Source organism: Clostridium sp. MF28 (assembly GCF_002969175.1).
GTDB lineage: Bacteria > Bacillota > Clostridia > Clostridiales > Clostridiaceae > Clostridium > Clostridium beijerinckii.
This window is the reverse complement of sequence record NZ_CP014331.1, coordinates 5751348-5770579: the sequence shown is the minus strand read 5'-3', so window position 1 is coordinate 5770579 and position 19232 is coordinate 5751348. Positions and strand designations below refer to the sequence as shown.

Here is a 19232-nt window from a genome sequence, read left to right as displayed (position 1 = left end):
ATGCATAAGTTTAAGTCTCACTTGGGTTATCTATAGCCACAAAAAAAGCTATAAATATATTGATTCAATAAATGAGCATCCTAATTTTAAGCCATAGAATATAAGTATTAGTCCACAAATTATGTTGATCCATTTAATTATTTTATTAAATTTACTGCTAAACTTCCCTACGAATCCTGCAAGTCCACTAAACCATATGACCGATGCCATGCAGACCCCCAATATAAAGTACTTTGACATTTCTGCTGGAAGTGAAGCATTGAATCCACCTAATAATAAGGATCCATCAATTATTGCCTGAGGATTAAGCCACGTAACGGCAAAACAAGAAATAATAATTTTAATTAATGAATTATTACCGAGCTTTTTATCTTCCAATATTTGTGCAGATGATCTTATTAATCCAGTTCCTATGTAAATTATAACTATAAATCCAAATAGAAGTATTGCCAATTTTAATAGATAGTATTTTTGAATAAGCGCCCCTATTCCAAAAAAGCATGAAATCGCTAATGAAATATCAAATAAGATAGTTATAAGTGCAACTTTATATGTTTCAGCCTTACTTTTTTGCATAGCAGTGTTTATTACATATAAGTTTTGTGTTCCTATTGGTGCTACATAAGCAACTCCAAATAGAAGTCCTTGTAATAAGTATTTAATCATAATTTACCCCCTTTATTAGTTCTTTTATTATTTTAACTAATAAAATATAAAAAGTCCCCAACCAAGATATTAGTTTATTACCCAACCAAAAGCAGCCATTGAAAAAATCAATAGCTGCTTTTACTTATATCATTGAAATAGCTCTTTTTTACTAATTCTGATAATATCCTTAACCCCTTTTCTAACTCTTCCAATGATGCATATGAATATGAAATTCTTAAGTTTTGGCTATTAGAAAAATCATAAATATTTCCCGGATTAATCAATATTCCTTTCTCATAAGATAATTCAAATAGTTTATTTAATGATAGTGATTTCTTTAATTTTAACCAAATATAAAATCCACCATGTGGTTTGCTCCATGTTGCTATGCCATCAAAATACCTCTTTAAAATATTTAGTGTAGCATCTCTTCGAATTTTCAGCTGATTTCTTAGTTGTAGTAAATATTCATCATATAATCCACTATCAATCAATTCAGCTAAGACTTCCTGAGACAAAGAACTTGTTCCATAATCCATCTGCATCTTAAGATCACTTAAATGTTCAATTACATTTTCTGGTCCAACTAGCCAACCAACTCTAAGACCTGCTGCTATAGATTTAGAAGCAGTGCCTAAATACATGACATTTCCATTTTTATCTTTTGATTTTAACGGTGGCGGTGGCTCTTTATCTAACCATAGTTCTCTATACGCATCATCTTCAATAATAGGAATTCTTTCTTTTGAACATATTTCTAAAATTTCATTTCTTCTCTCTTCTGTCATTACAATTCCAGTAGGATTTTGGAAAGTGGGTATAGTATATAATAAAGTTGAATTATCGTTTTTCTTATTTTTTATAATTTCATTTGGCTTGATGCCAAAGTTATCTATTGAAACACTATTTAAATTCATTCCATATGATTGAAATAAATTAAGCGAACTCAAATATGAAGGCTTTTCAACAAGTATTGTAGATCCACTCTTTAAAATCCCCATAGAAATTAACTGCAGTGCTTGCAATGATCCAGATACAATTAATATTTTTGATGGGGAAACACTTATATTATGCTTTTTCAGATACTTGCTTATTGTTTCTCTTAAATGCAGTGACCCTTTTGGTTCTTCATAACCTAAATCTTTTACATTTTCTGAAATTTTGTTTAAAATCACTTTCATCATATCATGAGGATATAAATCACGAGAAAGTTCTCCTGTTCCTAACCGTATCATTCCATCTTTAAATTCTAATTGATTTATTTTTTGAATTGTAGGCAGGTTTGGCTTTTGTATACCACTTTGAATATAATTTTGCCATTTTAATGGTGAAATAGATGTAATTAGAGACCATGTATTATTAACTATGACAGTTCCTACACCGCTTTTACCTTCAATTAGACCTTCTGCTTTTAATTCATCTAAAGCCTCCACAACAGTACTTCTATTTACTTCAAATATTTTTGACAGCTCTCTTTGTGTTGGCAGTTTACTACCTACATCCCATTCCCCTGTTGATATCATCGTCTTAATATAATTAACTATTTGCTGATATAATGGAATAGATAACATTTTATTTGGTTTCCAATTAACATTTAACATATAACTCCTACAATATATAGATATCCAACTAAGACCTGAACTTATGCATACAACTCGCCGAAATGAATAACATACTTTTGTTCCAGTTTCTAGTTTGGATATATTTCATAGTATAAATCTAACTTATAATTGGCTTATCTATATAGATCTCCAATTTAAGAATTCGACTTATTAGATGAACATATTTAAAAAGTTACTAAAACTTTAAGCTCATATCTTCACCAGAAATCATAAATATATTTGTGAAGAAAACATTTGAAAATGAGCTGTTAAAGGTTCTTAGCTGTAGGTTGTTCCATTTTAGCTTGTCAAACTGAAAGTTGGAGCATGCTAAAGTGGATACTACCTGCTGCTTAGAACCTTCAGCGATATTTTCATAGCTTTTCGGAATCAAAATATTTATGATTTCGGTAAGTTACCACATAAATCTAGTTTTAAAGTTAGATATCTATAACAACTTCACTATTTATTTTAAATAAATTATGATATTCAAATCTTATTTTAATATTTTACAATATTATCTCTTGATACTCCATAACTTAAATAACAATTGTCAGGATTGATCTTTCTAAGTATATCCTCTATAAACTCATCAGTATGCTTTAACAAAAGATTATTATCTTTATAATATTCTGCCTTATTATTATCTATCTGGTCTAGGCATGTTATTGCAATAGATTTACTTATATTTATTTTTTTATTTTTGCTATTAAAGTGCATTTTATTATAATCATTTTCTATATTCTCTGATAATAAATCTATATCTAGTGGCGCAAATCTCAAAACACCTTGAAATTCATTTCGAATGTTAGTTAAGTCTGTAATATTTTTGTATGGCTTCTCTTTCATTTCATTTGGTATTGGTCCAGCACCATGTCTTGTTAAATAGCTCCTTGTTACATAGATTACTTCTATGTTCAGTTCACAAGGCTTTGCTTTCTCTAACAAATCTATCACATTACTTACACCTGTTTTAGAATGGGTCACATAAGGAAAATATTTATAGTCCTCTGATAGCATTAATCCTTGTGCTCCTTCAAATATAGGAGTTTTATAATTTTCTAAAATACTTTCCATATTAGACAGTTCTACTTTTGATTTAAAATTGTTATCAACATCATAAATAAAGTGTTCTATTATATTTGCATCAAACAGTATACTCATTAAATTATCATTGGATGACTTTAAATTTAACTGCTCAAGCCTTTTATCTATATATTCTTTTTTTATAAGCTCCAGCTTATCTTTATAAATTCCACTGAAAATATCGCCGCAGGTTATTTTATATCTATCCATACTATTTCTTACAATCGACTCATTATACCCTAGTCCGCAGCTTCCATGTTTATTATTTCCTCTATGTCTTTCTAATATCTGATTTAATATCATGTCTTGTGGTACAACTACAGGGCAATTTGTATCTATCATTGCATGGGGAATAATTCCCATTTTAACAAGTTCATCATATTCTTTTAGAAATAACAAAGGATTCACTGAAAAATAATAGCTTAAAAAAGTTGGAATACCTTGTAAGCTTCCTGCTCCAAAATGTCCAAATACATGTCTTTTACTATCTGGTGTAACTACAGTATGACCTGCTTGAGCAGATGAATTGAATCGAATCACAACTGAATTTTCATTTATAGAACACATGTAGTCTGTCATTAGTCCTTTTCCTTCATCACCAAAATTAGAACCTATTACCACTTTTACAGATTTCATGCCAAGTTCTCCTTTCGCGGTATTAAAGATGGAGCTGTTCCATTAAGAAAATTGACCACAATTATACTGTATTAGAATTTTTAAATTTAATACAGTATATTGTAGTTTTTATTCTTTCTGCGACAGCTCCAATAACATTAAAACTTTACAAGTCCATCATCATCTTTTGCATCTGGAACTAATTCTTTAATAGCATTTCTTATTATTAGGCTTGTACTTCCATCCCAACTATCAGAAACATTATTCTTGTCTTCTCCAGTTAATACTTGTAGTGTTGATACTATAAGTTCAGGCAATTTTGTATAATCTGACAATCTCAAAACTCTTTGGCCTAAAATATCATTCCATGACTTTATTACTTCATCTGGCTGATAACGCATATGACTTCCTTCTTCAATAATAATATGAAATACTTCATATTGCTTAGATACAAGCCTTAATAAATCTTGTGCTGACATACTATCAGTTTGTATTGTATCTCCAAAGACTTTTTTTATTTCATTTTTAAGAACAGTCTTAGGACACTCCTCATCTCCTATAGTAAATAGATATCCCTTTTTTCCTCTTTTTATAAAATTATCACATTTTGTATGCATTCCAGCAAACCACCAAGGTAAAGTATAACTTTCAGAGTTATTTCCTCCACCTCCATGTTCCACATAAATTTTAGTTAACTCTTTTGCAATTCTTATATCAGCTTCAAATTGAGTTACCTGTAAAGGGGCTGAATCATATTTAACATCACCAATTCCCATAAACATGATATGTGGGTCAGAAACAGGCTTTCTACTATATATTTCAGTAGCTAATTTTTCTAAGCCTTCCCTTGCAATGCTATCTGCAATTATACCCATTGAACCAGTTACATCAAGTCCAATAATAATTGGTGTTGAATTTGGATTGTCGCTGCTGTCACAACTTTCCCTAAAACTTACTTTATACGGATTTAAACTTGGATCAAGTCTCCTCGCTGCAAAAACATCATCTACTGTTTTCTTTCCTTTTATAGTTGCACTTGCATAACATCCCAAGCTTTTGAATCCCATCTTCCTGTTCCCATTTTAATACCTCCTAAATACTCATATATTGCAATTCACAATGCACAGTTCACAATTTTCAATTCACAATGAAAAATGCATAATTCACATTTCACGATTGATAATTACGACTAAAATTCTTGCAATATTTTTTTGAATTATGATGAATGATTATTTTTGTAACATATATATATATTACTTATTAATTTTTCCAGCGTATAATTTATTTATATCAATATCCATTTCTACGAATTTTCTTTCCCAATAACTTTGTTTAATCACACTTTCCCAAAGCTTATACTCTTCCATTGGATTGTTTACTGAGACTCCTCTGACCCAATCAATAAGTGGCTTAGGTATATCAGAATCCTTAATAAAACTCATTCCATTCTTATCACCAAGCAAGGTTCTTCCAATTAATCTTATGGATTCTAAATCTAATAGAAATGTACCTATTTTAGATGACTTCATTTCTGGAGACATGATGCTATAAATTTCGCTAGGTACTCCAAGCATCTTACCATCTATAGGAACTGTATACCACCAGCCACCTAACAAAAATCCACTATGATTCGAAGGTGAAATATAATAATTATCAATATTTATTCCATTATGTGATAGATTATTATAATATAGAAAACAAGTTATATTATATAAAGTGCTTAGAATCCACATTACATGTCTTGGTGGAACTTTGCTGCTATAATAATTTAATATATCTTTAAGAGAATAAGCATCTTCTGGCTTTTCTATAAGCAGTCCTATCTTCTTATCTATGGTTTCAAATTTCTTTAACACTTTGAGAAAATACTTTTCAAATTCAGATTTCATGTTGTTATTTTCGTATTTTAAGTTCTTGATTCTATCCAATGCATTTTCTACAAAATCCTCATGCTTTTTATCAATTAAATATAAAATTGATCTATTTCCAATAAAATATTTTCCTAATTCAAATGAATATTCTACATTATATCTCATTGAATATTTCTCGCCATCAAAGCTTGTTATTTTAATTAACCCCTCTTCCATCCAGTTTCCATTCTCTAATAATTTAACAGTTTCAGAATATAATTCATTTATTTTACTTGTGACTTCTTTGTATTTCTCTGAATCCCTATGCAAATCTGGATGAAATATTTTAAGAAGATCACTGTGTTCCTTTTTAGCTATTTCTCTATCACCTGTAAATAATTCATAGGGGTATTTCATTTCAAGAATTTCTTCAATAGTGTACAAAATTCTCATTCCCTTCTTAAAAATACAGTAAATCTAAAACTCTCCATGTAACTTCTCTCTAATTTCTTTTAATGAATAATCTTTAATCAAGTTTCCATCCTTAAAAACAACTTCTAATAAATTGTCTTTATACTCCTCCTGCTCTTTTAAAGTAAGCTCGTCCTTATAAAGGATGTCCTCTCCCTCCCTGTATACATAGCACATTCCCTTTTGAGATTTTTTAAAGTTTCCTGTATCAGTTTTAGGATCTTTAAATATGAATTTTTCTTCACCATTTATTACTGCATGAGTTGCTTTCAGAGCAAATCCAAAAGTATCACGAGTATTATATTGATAGGTGTAAGAACCAATTCCAAAAGTACAATTGCTTACTGCAAATCCTTTTTGTGCAAGACATCTGCAGATTTCTTCGCACCTTTCAATTGTGATGCTATCACCATAAATTGTTCCTATATGTGAATCTAAAACTTTATATCCTTTTGAATTGATTTCCCCACCAAATATATCCCACAAAAGTTCAACAGTTCCTTTATATGCTGGACTATTATGTGGTGCTTCACTATCACCACAAATTATTTTAACTGGATCTCCACTATCTCCTCTGATTACTACCTTTCCATCTCTATTTAATATATCCTCTTTTAATATTGGAATGATATTAGTAATGAGGTTCCAATAATCGTAGGTATCTGAAACTATACTTATAACACCGCTTGGAAATACTTCATTAATTAATCTCTTATAAGCTTTAAGTTCATCAGTTCCATAAGTGCACATTACACTATGCTCAGTTGATAGGGTTCCAAGTCCAACTATTTCATTTTCAATATTACAGTTATAATAATTTTCTAGATAAAGTATTGATGATATTGTTGCAGTTAAGTCAAATGAAAGTAAATGCCCTGCACTGCTAACCTGTGCACTTTCAATTGAGCTAAATCCTCTCATGCTAAAGTCACCGCAAGCTTTTTTTACATCACCATTTTCAACAGTTAGATCAAAATACTTTAAAGCAATTTCTCTATATCTATATGCTATTGTTGCACTTGTCATAGGCTGCCATATATTACAGCTCATGAAAGTCTCCAAATAATTCACAAGCCAAGCAAATTCATCGTGAGTATTAGTGATTTCAATCATAGGTGTTTTTATATTTACTCTTGTTCCTTCTTGGACTGCTTTTATTTGTATAGGCAGATAACCTAAATCATGCAATTTTTCTATGTGAGCTGTATCTGCTGCGATGCTTCCCATTGTTCTAGATATCACTCTCTTATATTCACTAATAATTTCATCCTTAGGAATGGCGAAAAAATTTTCATCAAAATATTCTATTAAATATTTTTTTATAAAAGATTGAAGCCCAAACATAACCACTTTGTTCATGTTTTCTTTTCTAGACATTCTTGGAGTCCAATAGCTTACAAGCTTTGTAAGTCCTTCTGCATAGCACATATGATGTATTGTCTTATAAAAATCAGTTAATAATAATGGATCTATCATTTATATCTCTCCTATCTTGTAACTTTAACTCCTAGTGATTCAATTACATCTAATGCTTTGTCATGAAGACTATCATCAAAACTTGCACACAATGTTCCATCTACACTTAAGTTTGCATTTGTATACTGAGATTGAAATGTGACTACATTGCTTATTACACAAATGTTCGTTACAACTCCAACTAACTCTATTTCATCTATATCCTCGCCAACATCCTTTGATATCTTTAACATATCCGCTGGCGCTATTCCAAAAGAGTTTTTATTATAATGAAAAGTATTCTCTACGCCCACAAATTCTTTTAACTTTCCATAAAGCTCATGACCTTCAGTATTTATATAACAATGAGGTACAGGTAAATTCTTTCCTTCTCTTGTTTCTAGATAATTTTCAAAATGAGTATCATAAGTGAATAAAACCTTATCGCCATTTTTCAAATATTTTTTTGCTTTATCATAAATACCTTGTTCTAATGTTTCCGCTTTCTTAAATCCTAAAGCTCCATCAACAAAATCTTTTTGATAATCTATAACCACTAATAATTTATTCATAATCGTCTCCCCAATCTCTATAATTTAATTTTAGATATCCAACTTTCAACTTAGACTTGTGTGGTGATATACCGAAATCACATACATTTTTATTCCACAGGACTTAAGAAATCTCCGCTAGAAAGTTCTAAGTAAAAGGTTGTGCCCATTTCTGCATGCTCCTCAAGCAAGTTGATGACAAGCAGTAAACGGAACAACCTCTCACTAATAACTTTCAATAGCTCAATTTCAAATGCCTGTTTCACAAAAATGTATGCATTTCTGGCATAGGTACACACGAACGTTTAACAATAAAAGATAATTATTCTACATATAAGTCTGGTCTATAGTTGTTTATCTATACTCGCTCAAAACATTGAAAACACTACAAATTGTTAACTTTTTATATTTTTTTCTTTAAAAATATTTTCACTTTTAACTTTTTAAGTTTTTTCATTGTTAAGAATTTAAATTCTTATATTCCTTTGTTCTTAAATTCTTAAATTCTTAAATTCTTAAATTCTTATATTCTTTCATTTTTAACTTTATAGATATTCAATTTGAGAATTATACTTATAGCTTGAAAAATCTGCTATATCAGAAAGGACAGGTACTCTTTTGTACAGTGTTACATTAGAGAATATGTTGCAGGCATTTCTTCATCATAAGTTGTTCAATTTCTGCTTGTCACGAGCTTGTCTCGGGAGCATGCTGAAATGGTGCAACTTATGATGTTAGAAAGCCTCAACTTATTCTCAGTAACCGAAACAACAGAGTACCTGTCCTTTCGGTGGATTATTGCATAAGTCTAAGTTATACAATAGAGGATATTTCAAGTTTCTCATGCTCTTTAGATAAAATGCTGTTAGTAGTAAATACCTTAGTAATTAAATCAGTCTTCAAAATTTCTCCATCAAAAATTGTATCCTCACAATGTGTTACCACCAAATAAATCTCAGTTGCACCCATTTCTTTAAGCTTTTTAGCTGTTAAAATAAAGGTTCCACCCTTAGAGCATAAATCATCTACAATAATAGCTTTAAAATTTTTACTTTCTACAGTTCCGTTTATTTCAAGCTTATTTATAGATCCTGTTTTAAAATCTCTTTCTTTGTTTGCAGTTAATATTTTTTCATATTCAATTTGTTTACCATATCTTTTAGCTGCACCTGCATCTGGATAAACTAAGTAAACTGAATCTTTTTTATCATCTACTTTTTCTAATAAATCTTTTGCTAATATTGCAGACATGTTTATAACTTTAACTCTATCGAGCAATGCCACACATACATCTGAATGTGGTTCATAAATTGATACTTCTTCAAAATTTAAATTATTAATAAGTCTGCATAAATGCTTTAGGGTAAATACAGTAAACCCTTCTGTTCTATCCATTCTGCTATAAGGCATATAAGGAATTATAAGATTACATTTAATATTTAATTCATCCAAATGATCCTTTAAAAATATCAAATGAGTTATATCATTATCACTTTCAAATTTGAGTTTAATGGTATTTACCCATTCTTTAATATTTAACTCTTGGCTGTTTATTAAACTTTCTCCATTAGGAAATTTTTTAACCTCTATTTCTTTGTCATTTAAAAAAATCATTTAATTATCCCCTCTCATATTAAATCTCAATTCTCTATCATTAAATTTTATTAACAACTTACATTTTGTTTAAAAATTGTGCTCCCAGTTTTCATTAAACTTAAATACTTTAGCAGGTCTAAAAGGTTTCCCCTCTATTTTTTCATCAGTTTCTATAATCATATCTTCCATTTTTCTTCTAAAATTCAAGATTTCTCTTCCCATTATTGCTTCATATACATTTTGAAGTTCCTTAACTGTAAACAATCTAGGCAAAAGATTTAGTGCAATTGGCGTATATTCTATTTTATTTCTAATTCTGTCTAATGCATAATCTATTATTTTATAATGATCAAAAGCTAATTCATCATTACTTTCATTTAACGTCTTATAACTATTTTCCTTTTTCCTAAAAATAGTTCTTTCTATTTTTTCTATTATCTCATAATTAAATTTTATTTCCTCATCTTCACTTTCAAATTTTAGAATATATTTATTTATGGTATGCGTCTCATCTTTTTTAGAATCAACTAAATTCTTTTCTACCCAAAACCACCTTGATTCTTTCCTATCTTTATAATCACCAAATCTAATATCTTCTTTCGATATTAATGCTATATTTCCTATACTTATTACTCTTGTCCTTGGATCTCTATTAATTTCTCCAAAAGTGTATAATTGTTCAGTATATACATTATCAATTCCTGTTTCTTCCTTTAATTTCCTTAGAGCTCCTTCTTCTAAACTTTCATCATTTTTAACAAAGCCTCCTGGAATTGCCCATTTTCCTTTGTAAGGATAATCATCTCTTTTAATTAAGAGAATTTGCATTCCCTTCTTTGGCACTTTCCTTGAATTCTCTTCTATCCTATCACCAGTTGTAAATATAATAATATCATTTGTAACACTTGGCCTATCATAAATATTTACATCATATTCACTTAGAAATTCTCTTTCATTTTTATCTAATAGTTCTTGATTCAACTTCCCCACCTCTATATATTAGAAAACTTTTTACTATTTATCATTTAGATAATATCAATTTGATTCTATGTATTAATATTAACTCTAGTAACTTTATTTGTAAATACCTTTTTGAAAAATAATTATAGATATCCAAATTTTAAATTATATTTATGTGTATCAAAAACGAAATTAGATACAAATTTGTTCCAGCGGACTAATGAAATTTTCGCTGGATAGTTCTAAGTGGAAGGTTGAACCCATTTCTGCATGCTCCAAAAGCAAGTTTAGGACAAGCAGAAAATGGAACAACCTTCAACTAAGAACTATAACAGCTCAATTTCAAATGCCGCTTTCACAAACATGTATCTAATTTCTAGTATAATTCACAAAGATTAAAGTATATCTTTTGGTTTCGATATCTATATAGGTTCCCCATTAAAAGTTTAAAATATCTCAAGCAAAGAAATTTTCATATTCATATGGAACAAATATGTATTCGATTTGGGCTGATATCAATATAATTTCGCCTCACGTTCGTTCACTGATATAAAGAAATAATAAAGGCTAAAAACTTTATAATTCAAAGCAATGTAACACATTCATATAGCAGAATAAAAGACTTAAAAATAGAGATCAGATGTATGTATGGCTTATGTGATATTTTGTAAATCATGTTATAATAAGTGTTATTAAAAACTATAGTTTAATAAACAATAGGAGATTATTGTGAAGTTATAGGAGCGTATAGAATGAAAGATTTCTTTTTAAAATCAATAAGAATTGGATTTTCAATATGGAGTGAAAATGATATATGTAATGCTTTAGAATTATGGGGAAATCCAGAAGTAGCAAAATTTATTACAGCAGAAGGCACGATGTCAAAAGAACAAGTACAAGAAAGGCTAAGAAAGGAAATAGAAAATTATAACAATTACAATATTCAATATTGGCCAATTTATTTAATAGAAACTAATGAAAATTTAGGATGCTGCGGTTTACGGCCATATGATTATGAGAACAATATATTAGAAATGGGAATTCATTTAAAAGAGAAGTATTGGGGAAAAGGGATTGCTAAAGAAGCATGTTTGGCAGTAATGGAATATGCTTTTAGAAATCTTAATGCTAATGCACTTTTTACTGGACACAATCCTAAAAATTCAGCCTCTGCTCAATTGCTAAAAAAACTTGGATTTGTTTACACCCATGATGAATATTATCCACCAACAAATTTATACCATCCTTCGTACTTAATGAAGAAACAAAACTATATGGATGTGCACTAAAAGGCAATATTCATAAATCATGAATCAAAAAATCAAATAATAAATGTAAAGTCGTATTATTAAAGAAAATGAATTTGCGATTTTTTTGTGTGCAATTTTCATATATTTAGTATTAATAGGTAGACAATCCTATATATAATTTTTAAGGCTATATTTCAACATTATATTAAAACCAAACATAGCCTTATATTATTTAAGAAATGAAAATGAAAAAAAACTTTTTTACAAGTTTTATTATACTTACAATACCTTAACATTAGCTTAATGAAATTCCAAAAATATTATTATCATATAGGTTGCAAAAATAATTCTTAATCATAGTTCTAAAAATCTTGCAATAATTTTAACCATAATTGTGAATCGTGAAATGTGCATTGCTACAGATACTTTCTAATTATGTAGTTAATTTACTTATCACAGAATAATAAATAAATGTATAAATTAAACCCGTAAGGGCAATAAATCCTAAAAAGTACTTTATTAGTTTCAATACTTTTGACATAAATCTAATCCTTTCACTTTGTTATTATTTTAGTGATACACAAAATATCGTTTTACTATTATTTTAATGATACATCAAAATACCGTTAGTTTCAGAAAATGTTAAACTTTATTTATAAATTTATTCAAATATTTTTTATAGCATTCTAATTTTATCTAAGTCAATATAGCACTATATGAAAACCTAATTTAATTAAATCAACTCGAACTGCTTAACTGATATATTTTCAATATTTCTTGTTATTGGTAGCTTCATAAAAAATGTTGTTCCCTTACCTAGCTCTGTGTCAAACCATATTTTACCCTTATGAATATTAGTAATTGTATGATAGACCATAAACAAGCCAAGTCCTGTTCCTCCACTTCTTCTAAAAGAAAAAGGTTCAAATAAAGTCTCATTTATTTCCTCTGGAATTCCCCCAGCTGTATCTTTAATTATAATGAGTATGGAATTTTTATATTTTTCAGTTGTAACTTCAATTGACCCACCAATATCCATTGCTTGAATTGCATTGTTTATAAGATTCTCTATTGCCCTCTTTAAAAGCTTCTTTGATATGTTCGCATATTCATCTACATTGTCTACCAATGATAACTTTATATTTTTATGATTGCAAATAGGCTGAAAAGAGTTTAAAACATCTTTTATTAGAGGAGTTACCTTCTGTGGTGTGAGCTCTTCTGGTTTAAATATACTTAAAAGTTCCATTACCATATCATTCATTTCGTCAACTTGATTAATTATTCTATTAAAATAATTGTCCATCCTAGCTTTATCTGAAGTTGCTATGCCAAGCTGACCTAATCCTCTAACTACAGATAGTGGATTTTTAAGATCGTGAACAGCTGTTGCAATTAATTCACTTGTTGCAGCTAAATTGATTCCAGTTGATGTGTTACTAAATTTATCATTAATATATTTCATGGCTGTCTCAATTGAATTTATACAAGCTATAAAAGAGTGTAATTTTACCGGATTCATATGTTCAACTGGAACACTTATTCCAATTGCCCCTATGACATTTTCATTATTTATAATTGGCACGCCTATACATCCACACTTACAATCAGGCATACCATAGTGTTCTGCCCCATAAACCAAAATTGGCTGCCCCATTGCCAATGCAGTGCCTATCCCATTATTCCCAATATTTTCTTCTGACCAATTTACCCCAAGAGAAAAACCTTCTATTATTCCACCCAGTTCTTCAGTCTTTTCTCTAAACTCAATGATCCATCCATCATTATCTGATAAAGCAATTATGTGTGGAATATTTGCTAAACTCATAGATAGTGAATCCATATACAAGTTTGATATTTCTGTTAGTTTAGAGTTTTCCTTTTTCTTTTTTTCAAGATCCCTGCTTGATAAAAACTCAAATTTCACTTCCTTAGGATTCATTCCTAACTTCTCGCATCTTTTCCATGACTCTAATGTAATTTGTCTCGCTGTTGGATTTTCATTTATAGTCGATATAAAATCATCCCAAGATGAGAAATCATTGCTTATTTCTACTAGACATTTCATTCGGACTTTCACCCCATATATTTATTGTTTGACTATAAGTCAAATCTATTATTATTTATTATTCGCTAATCAGATTTAAATTCCTCTTTTTCAACAAAATAATACATTATAAGATAAATAATTTCCTAGAGTTATGATTTATTTATCTATATCATAACTATTTATTGAGATTTTTACCACCCTTTATTATACCTTCTTTTTCTTAACATAACCTTAATTACAACAAATCTTTTGATTTAATATATATTCCAAAAATATTTAAAGACTCTTAGTCTTAATCATGAATTATACATTTTAAATTGCAGCATATATATTATAAGTCTCTTTAATGAATAAATTTATATTAAGTTAAGATAATAATAAAAAGGAGAAATTTAGTATATGAAAATTCATAAAAAATTGCTTGTTCTTGTTATGTTATTAATGATTATTATTCAATTAATATTTTGTGGCGCTAATATACCGAATAATAAAGTATCAAAAGATAGATTAGAATCAATAAAAGAAAAAGGGGTACTGGTTGTTGCATCTTCAAATGATATTCCCTTTGCTTATATAGATCCCAAAACTAAAGAATTCACTGGAATTGATGCAGAAATTATAAGAAAAGCTGCTAAAAGGCTTGGAATAAACAAGGTAGAAATGAAGCAAATTCCATTTAACGATTTATTAAAGCAATTAAATACTGATGATAGCATAGATATAGTAGCTGATGGAATGTATGTTACAGATGAACGAAAAAAAGAAGCATTGTTTACAAATATATTATATAAAGAATCTGAAGCAATAATTACCCCTAAAGTATCTAAAATTGTCTTTAAGGAAGATTTTAAAAATGCTGTAATAGGTGCACAAGTAGGAACAGCTTTTCTAGTTCTAGCCAATAAATGGAAAGTAGAGGGTGTTGTTAAAGATGTAGTTTCATTTAAAAATCAAAATGATCTATTATCAGCAGTAAGTACTAAAAAAATAGATGCCGCAATAACTGATTCTATTTTTGCTTCATATATAATCTTTCGAAGTAATTTATATTTGAGGGTATTGCCTCCAACAGATTATACGCCTGAATCCCCTGGCAAAATAGCTGCCGCTGTTAGGAAAAATGATATTACTTTAGCAAAAGCAATAAATGAAAAAATAGATGAAATGAAATATGATAAAACAATTCTTGAAATACTCGAAAAATACGGTTTAAATAGCGATTACTTTGTTTCAATTAAAGATGGTCATATTTAACTAAAAGAAGAACAAGGCAGTGATTAGTTTTTTCTAACTATTGCCTTTATTTTTATACCATGATTCTTCATAAACATTTTAAGACAATAAGTATCAAAAATTCAAAATATATTTTATAAATTATCACATTATTTCATAATACGCATAAGATACTTATATAAATGAACAACAAATGAAGGAGTGTTAACCCTTATGTACAGACGCGACGATGATGACTGTATGTGTAAATCAAAAGAATACTCAAAAGAGCATTCAAAAAAATATGAATATGCACGCGCATATATATTACCTCAAAAATATGAAAATTTGTATTCTTGCAAAGAAGGTTTTGTAAAAGGAACAATATTTAAAGACCTTTACAGACCATATAAAAAACAACATGATCATAAAGCCTATGATTGTGACAATGATCATCATGAACATGAAAATGAATATGAATTTGAATACAAGAAAATCAAATACGAGAGGTGATATAATATTATGAACCAACGAGATATGCTAAATAGTATAAGAGTTTATCAGTTTTGTGCTGTAGAACTAAACCTATTCCTCGACAATTTTCCTGAAGATAAAAACGCTAAAGAAGATTACAACAAGGTATCTTGTAAGTTAACTGAACTAATTAGCGCATATGAAAAGAACTTTGGTCCATTAACAAACTTTGGATCTGCATATGTAGAAAATCCAAAAGCTTGGGTAAGTACACCATGGCCTTGGGAAAATTGTAGCAGGGAGGAGGAATAAGAGTTTATGTGGTATTATGTAAAAACATTAGAATATCCAGTAAATCTAAAATGCAAAGATCTTAATATGGCAAAATTATTGGTAACTCAATATGGTGGTCCTGATGGAGAATTAAGTGCTGCCTTGAGATATTTAGATCAACGCTATACTATGCCAACTGGAAAATCAAAAGGATTATTGACAGATATCGGTACAGAAGAAATGGCCCATGTAGAAATAATTGCTACAATGGTATATCAACTTATGGAAAATGCAACTATAGAAGAGATAAAAAAAGCAGGACTTGCTGGGCATTATGCTGATCATAGAAAAGCAGTATTTTATACAGATGCAACAGGAAATCCATGGACTGCAACTTATATACAAGCCAAAGGCGATGTAATTGCTGATTTACATGAAGATTTAGCTGCTGAACAAAAAGCACGAGCAACTTATGAAAATTTAATACACTTAACTGATGAACCACAAATTAAAGAAATATTAACATTCTTAAGGGAAAGAGAAGTTGTTCACTATCAAAGATTTGGTGAATGCTTAGAACACGTTCAAGATGCAATGTGCTTAAAAAAATAATATAGCATAATTTATATATATAGGCTTATATATATAAATAAAACTGCCTCAAAATACAGTTTTGAGACAGTTTTATTATACGTTAATAACTTTTTATATTTTAAGTTAAAAACCATAGAAATCAATTTCCCTACGGTTTTCTTATTATAACTTATAATTTTTTCCGTATACCATTTGTATTATTTAGGCCTCATAGTCCTACCCACCGCATTTTCCCATGAATTATAAGGTATATATATCTGAAAATTCAACATTTATTTTTTCCACATGATTGCTTAAATTGCTTTTAAATAACTTAATATTTTCTTTACTGTTACTTTCACCTGCCAGCCTAACAGGAAGTTTTATATAAAACTTAGTTCCAGTTCCATACTTACTTTCAACAGTTATTTTACCGCCTTGCATTTCTACTAATGATTTTACAAGAGATAATCCTATTCCACTGCCTTCATAATTTCTTGTAAATGATTTATCTATTTGTCTGAATCTATCAAATATTACATTAAGTTTTTCCTCTGGTATTCCTATTCCTGTGTCCTTAATTACTATAGTAATAAATTCTTCCCCATCAAATATATTCACAAATATATTTCCACCTGGTTTTGTAAATTTTATGGCATTTGAAAGTATATTAAGAATTATCCTTTCAATTTTATCTAAGTCACAGGCTATTATTTTCTCTTCTATTTCAGTATCAAATATTAGGTTTAAATTATTACTCTTTATATATTCAGCAACTGATAAAGTGATTTCTTCTATTACATTAATGACATTGCAATTAACAAGATTAACTTCAAAATATCCTGCATCCAGCTTAGTAGAATCAATAAGATTATTTACCAATCTTAGAAGCCTTAAACAATTTTGTTTTCCCATATTCATATTACTTATAATTTTTTCTTTTCCAACATTTTGTTGCTCAAGATTCATACAACTAATTTTTATCACATTTAATATTATATTCAGTGGAGTCCTAAGTTCATGAGAAATATTAGCAAAGAACTCTGTTCTTAATCTTTCTAGTTCAAGAGATTCATTTTTTAATGCTAATTCTGCTTGTTTTCTCTCTGAAATATTACGCACTGTAGTTATAACTCTTTTAGCTCCTCCTATATTTGCAATTATAACATTTCTTTCCCCCCAAAACTCACTATTATTGCTCCCAATAAATATAGCCTCACCAATAAACATATTTGTTTTTGTTGTACTATTTAATCTTCCTTCCTTAGCTATTCTATCTAATAGCTCTTCCTTAGTTAAATAAGGACCGGGAGAATCTTTTGAAATAACATCCTTTATCCTCATATGTATAAATTCATTTCTGGAATATCCAAACATAGCTATAGCTGTTTGATTTACATCTGATATATTTCCATCATAATCATGAATTAATATAGCATCATTTACTGAATTAAAAATTGCATTGAGGTATTTCTGACTTTTTTCAAGTTCGTTTTGAGACTTTTTAAATTCTAACTTACTTAATCCATTTTCAGTTAGTATTATAATAAGACCTTTTAAACATTCTATTATATGGTTAACTTGTTTTCTTGGAAAAATAGGCACTTTACTAAGTGCTTCCAAATATTCTTTTTCATCAAATCCAAATTTTTGTGCCTGCCTACGAAAATATTCTATATCTATAATTTCATCATCATAAAAAAATTGTCCAATAAAAATTGTAGCAACATGAATGTTAGATATAAAAATAGGTATTATAACTTCACGCATATTATTTAAACATTTATATTCCAAATGTTCATTTTCAGCCATATGCTTTTTTAAGTACATAATACTATTTTTACAACTTTCACAAGTAATTTCATGTTTCCTGTGAAATTTAGTACAAATATCCTGCCATCCTACTCTAATCTCATTAGTTCCATCTGCCCCATCAATCCCCATTGGAATTCCAAAAGTTTCATAAATATTATCCATGACTCTTTTAATCTCATTTATATTTATTAGTTCATTAACTTCAAGCATTTTAAGTCCCCTTTACCAAATCAATTCCAAAATTATATTTATAGCGCCTGCGCTGTATATTTATATATCTACTGATTTATATGTTAAATCTAATTTGTAATTATTATGTAAATGCTTTCTGATACCATAATTGTTTTGTTTTCAAAACAATATAGTTATATAATTTAAGAAATGAAAATTTCACTAAATAATTATTTTATTATAGCTAACTTCTTTACGCTGTAATCTCTATAATATATTTCTTAAGTTCCAGTTCTAGATTTGCATTAGTCATGTTCTCCAGTAGTTACATTAACTAGCAAATAAAATGGTTTAGTTTGTTTCTTACCCCTAATTATAACATGTTTTACACATTCTTTACATAGTTTTACAAAAAGTACAAACTTACACAGCAGTACTAAGTCGTATAGAACAAAATCACAATGAACTTTGGTTAAGTTCCGTATTGTGTCTCGCACTCTCTTCATATGCTTTCCAATTTTGAAATATAGCCAATAAATATTTATAATTTCGGTAATCCACCAGATTAGTCTAAGTTCACA

16 protein-coding genes are annotated in these 19232 nt (G+C 28.9%); 5 read left to right on the top strand and 11 right to left on the bottom strand.

Features of this window, described 5'->3' with window-relative positions:
• Positions 1–48: 48 nt before the first annotated feature.
• The 9 genes from AXY43_RS25505 to AXY43_RS25465 form a co-directional block, all read right to left on the bottom strand.
• Positions 49–666, bottom strand: coding sequence for a LysE/ArgO family amino acid transporter (locus AXY43_RS25505; protein ID WP_105412372.1), 618 nt, complete (start codon positions 664–666; stop codon positions 49–51).
• 107 nt (positions 667–773) lie between these two features.
• The gene (locus AXY43_RS25500; protein WP_023975676.1) at positions 774–2249 is read right to left on the bottom strand and encodes a PLP-dependent aminotransferase family protein; all 1476 of its coding nucleotides are present in this window, start codon (positions 2247–2249) and stop codon (positions 774–776) included.
• Positions 2250–2750: 501 nt separating this feature from the next.
• Positions 2751–3971, bottom strand: a complete 1221-nt coding sequence (locus tag AXY43_RS25495) for an adenylosuccinate synthetase (RefSeq protein WP_105412371.1) — start codon at positions 3969–3971, stop codon at positions 2751–2753.
• A gap of 137 nt (positions 3972–4108) precedes the next feature.
• Positions 4109–5017, bottom strand: coding sequence for a hypothetical protein (locus tag AXY43_RS25490; protein ID WP_243099108.1), 909 nt, complete (start codon positions 5015–5017; stop codon positions 4109–4111).
• 186 nt (positions 5018–5203) lie between these two features.
• Entirely contained in the window at positions 5204–6253 is a 1050-nt protein-coding gene (locus AXY43_RS25485; protein WP_242986307.1) for a hypothetical protein, read from the bottom strand.
• A gap of 24 nt (positions 6254–6277) precedes the next feature.
• Positions 6278–7747, bottom strand: a complete 1470-nt coding sequence (locus tag AXY43_RS25480; protein WP_105412369.1) for a nicotinate phosphoribosyltransferase — start codon at positions 7745–7747, stop codon at positions 6278–6280.
• An 11-nt stretch (positions 7748–7758) separates the two neighbouring features.
• Positions 7759–8298 (bottom strand): cysteine hydrolase family protein, encoded by a 540-nt coding sequence (locus AXY43_RS25475; protein WP_023975682.1) that lies wholly within the window; start codon positions 8296–8298, stop codon positions 7759–7761.
• Positions 8299–9090: 792 nt separating this feature from the next.
• Positions 9091–9891, bottom strand: a complete 801-nt coding sequence (locus AXY43_RS25470; RefSeq protein WP_023975683.1) for a ribose-phosphate pyrophosphokinase — start codon at positions 9889–9891, stop codon at positions 9091–9093.
• A 69-nt stretch (positions 9892–9960) separates the two neighbouring features.
• On the bottom strand, positions 9961–10854 hold the full coding sequence (locus AXY43_RS25465; protein ID WP_023975684.1) for an NUDIX hydrolase: 894 nt from the start codon (positions 10852–10854) through the stop codon (positions 9961–9963).
• A 731-nt stretch (positions 10855–11585) separates the two neighbouring features.
• Between AXY43_RS25465 and AXY43_RS25460 the strand changes: the two genes are divergently transcribed.
• On the top strand, positions 11586–12122 hold the full coding sequence (locus AXY43_RS25460; RefSeq protein ID WP_023975685.1) for a GNAT family N-acetyltransferase: 537 nt from the start codon (positions 11586–11588) through the stop codon (positions 12120–12122).
• Between the two features lie 694 nt (positions 12123–12816).
• Here AXY43_RS25460 and AXY43_RS25455 read toward each other — a convergent pair.
• Entirely contained in the window at positions 12817–14151 is a 1335-nt protein-coding gene (locus AXY43_RS25455) for an ATP-binding protein (RefSeq protein WP_087702719.1), read from the bottom strand.
• 381 nt (positions 14152–14532) lie between these two features.
• Between AXY43_RS25455 and AXY43_RS25450 the strand changes: the two genes are divergently transcribed.
• The 4 genes from AXY43_RS25450 to AXY43_RS25435 all read left to right on the top strand — a co-directional run bounded on the left by AXY43_RS25450 (position 14533) and on the right by AXY43_RS25435 (position 16704).
• Positions 14533–15387: an ABC transporter substrate-binding protein gene (locus AXY43_RS25450; protein ID WP_105412368.1), complete on the top strand. Its 855-nt coding sequence runs from the start codon at positions 14533–14535 to the stop codon at positions 15385–15387.
• A gap of 192 nt (positions 15388–15579) precedes the next feature.
• Complete coding sequence (locus AXY43_RS25445) at positions 15580–15858, top strand: spore coat associated protein CotJA (protein WP_039771906.1); 279 nt, start codon at positions 15580–15582, stop codon at positions 15856–15858.
• A 9-nt stretch (positions 15859–15867) separates the two neighbouring features.
• Complete coding sequence (locus AXY43_RS25440) at positions 15868–16131, top strand: spore coat protein CotJB (RefSeq protein ID WP_039771905.1); 264 nt, start codon at positions 15868–15870, stop codon at positions 16129–16131.
• A 6-nt stretch (positions 16132–16137) separates the two neighbouring features.
• Positions 16138–16704 (top strand): manganese catalase family protein, encoded by a 567-nt coding sequence (locus tag AXY43_RS25435; RefSeq protein ID WP_012058296.1) that lies wholly within the window; start codon positions 16138–16140, stop codon positions 16702–16704.
• A 222-nt stretch (positions 16705–16926) separates the two neighbouring features.
• Here AXY43_RS25435 and AXY43_RS25430 read toward each other — a convergent pair whose 3' ends face one another.
• Positions 16927–18690, bottom strand: a complete 1764-nt coding sequence (locus AXY43_RS25430; protein WP_105412367.1) for a sensor histidine kinase — start codon at positions 18688–18690, stop codon at positions 16927–16929.
• Positions 18691–19232: the final 542 nt, after the last annotated feature.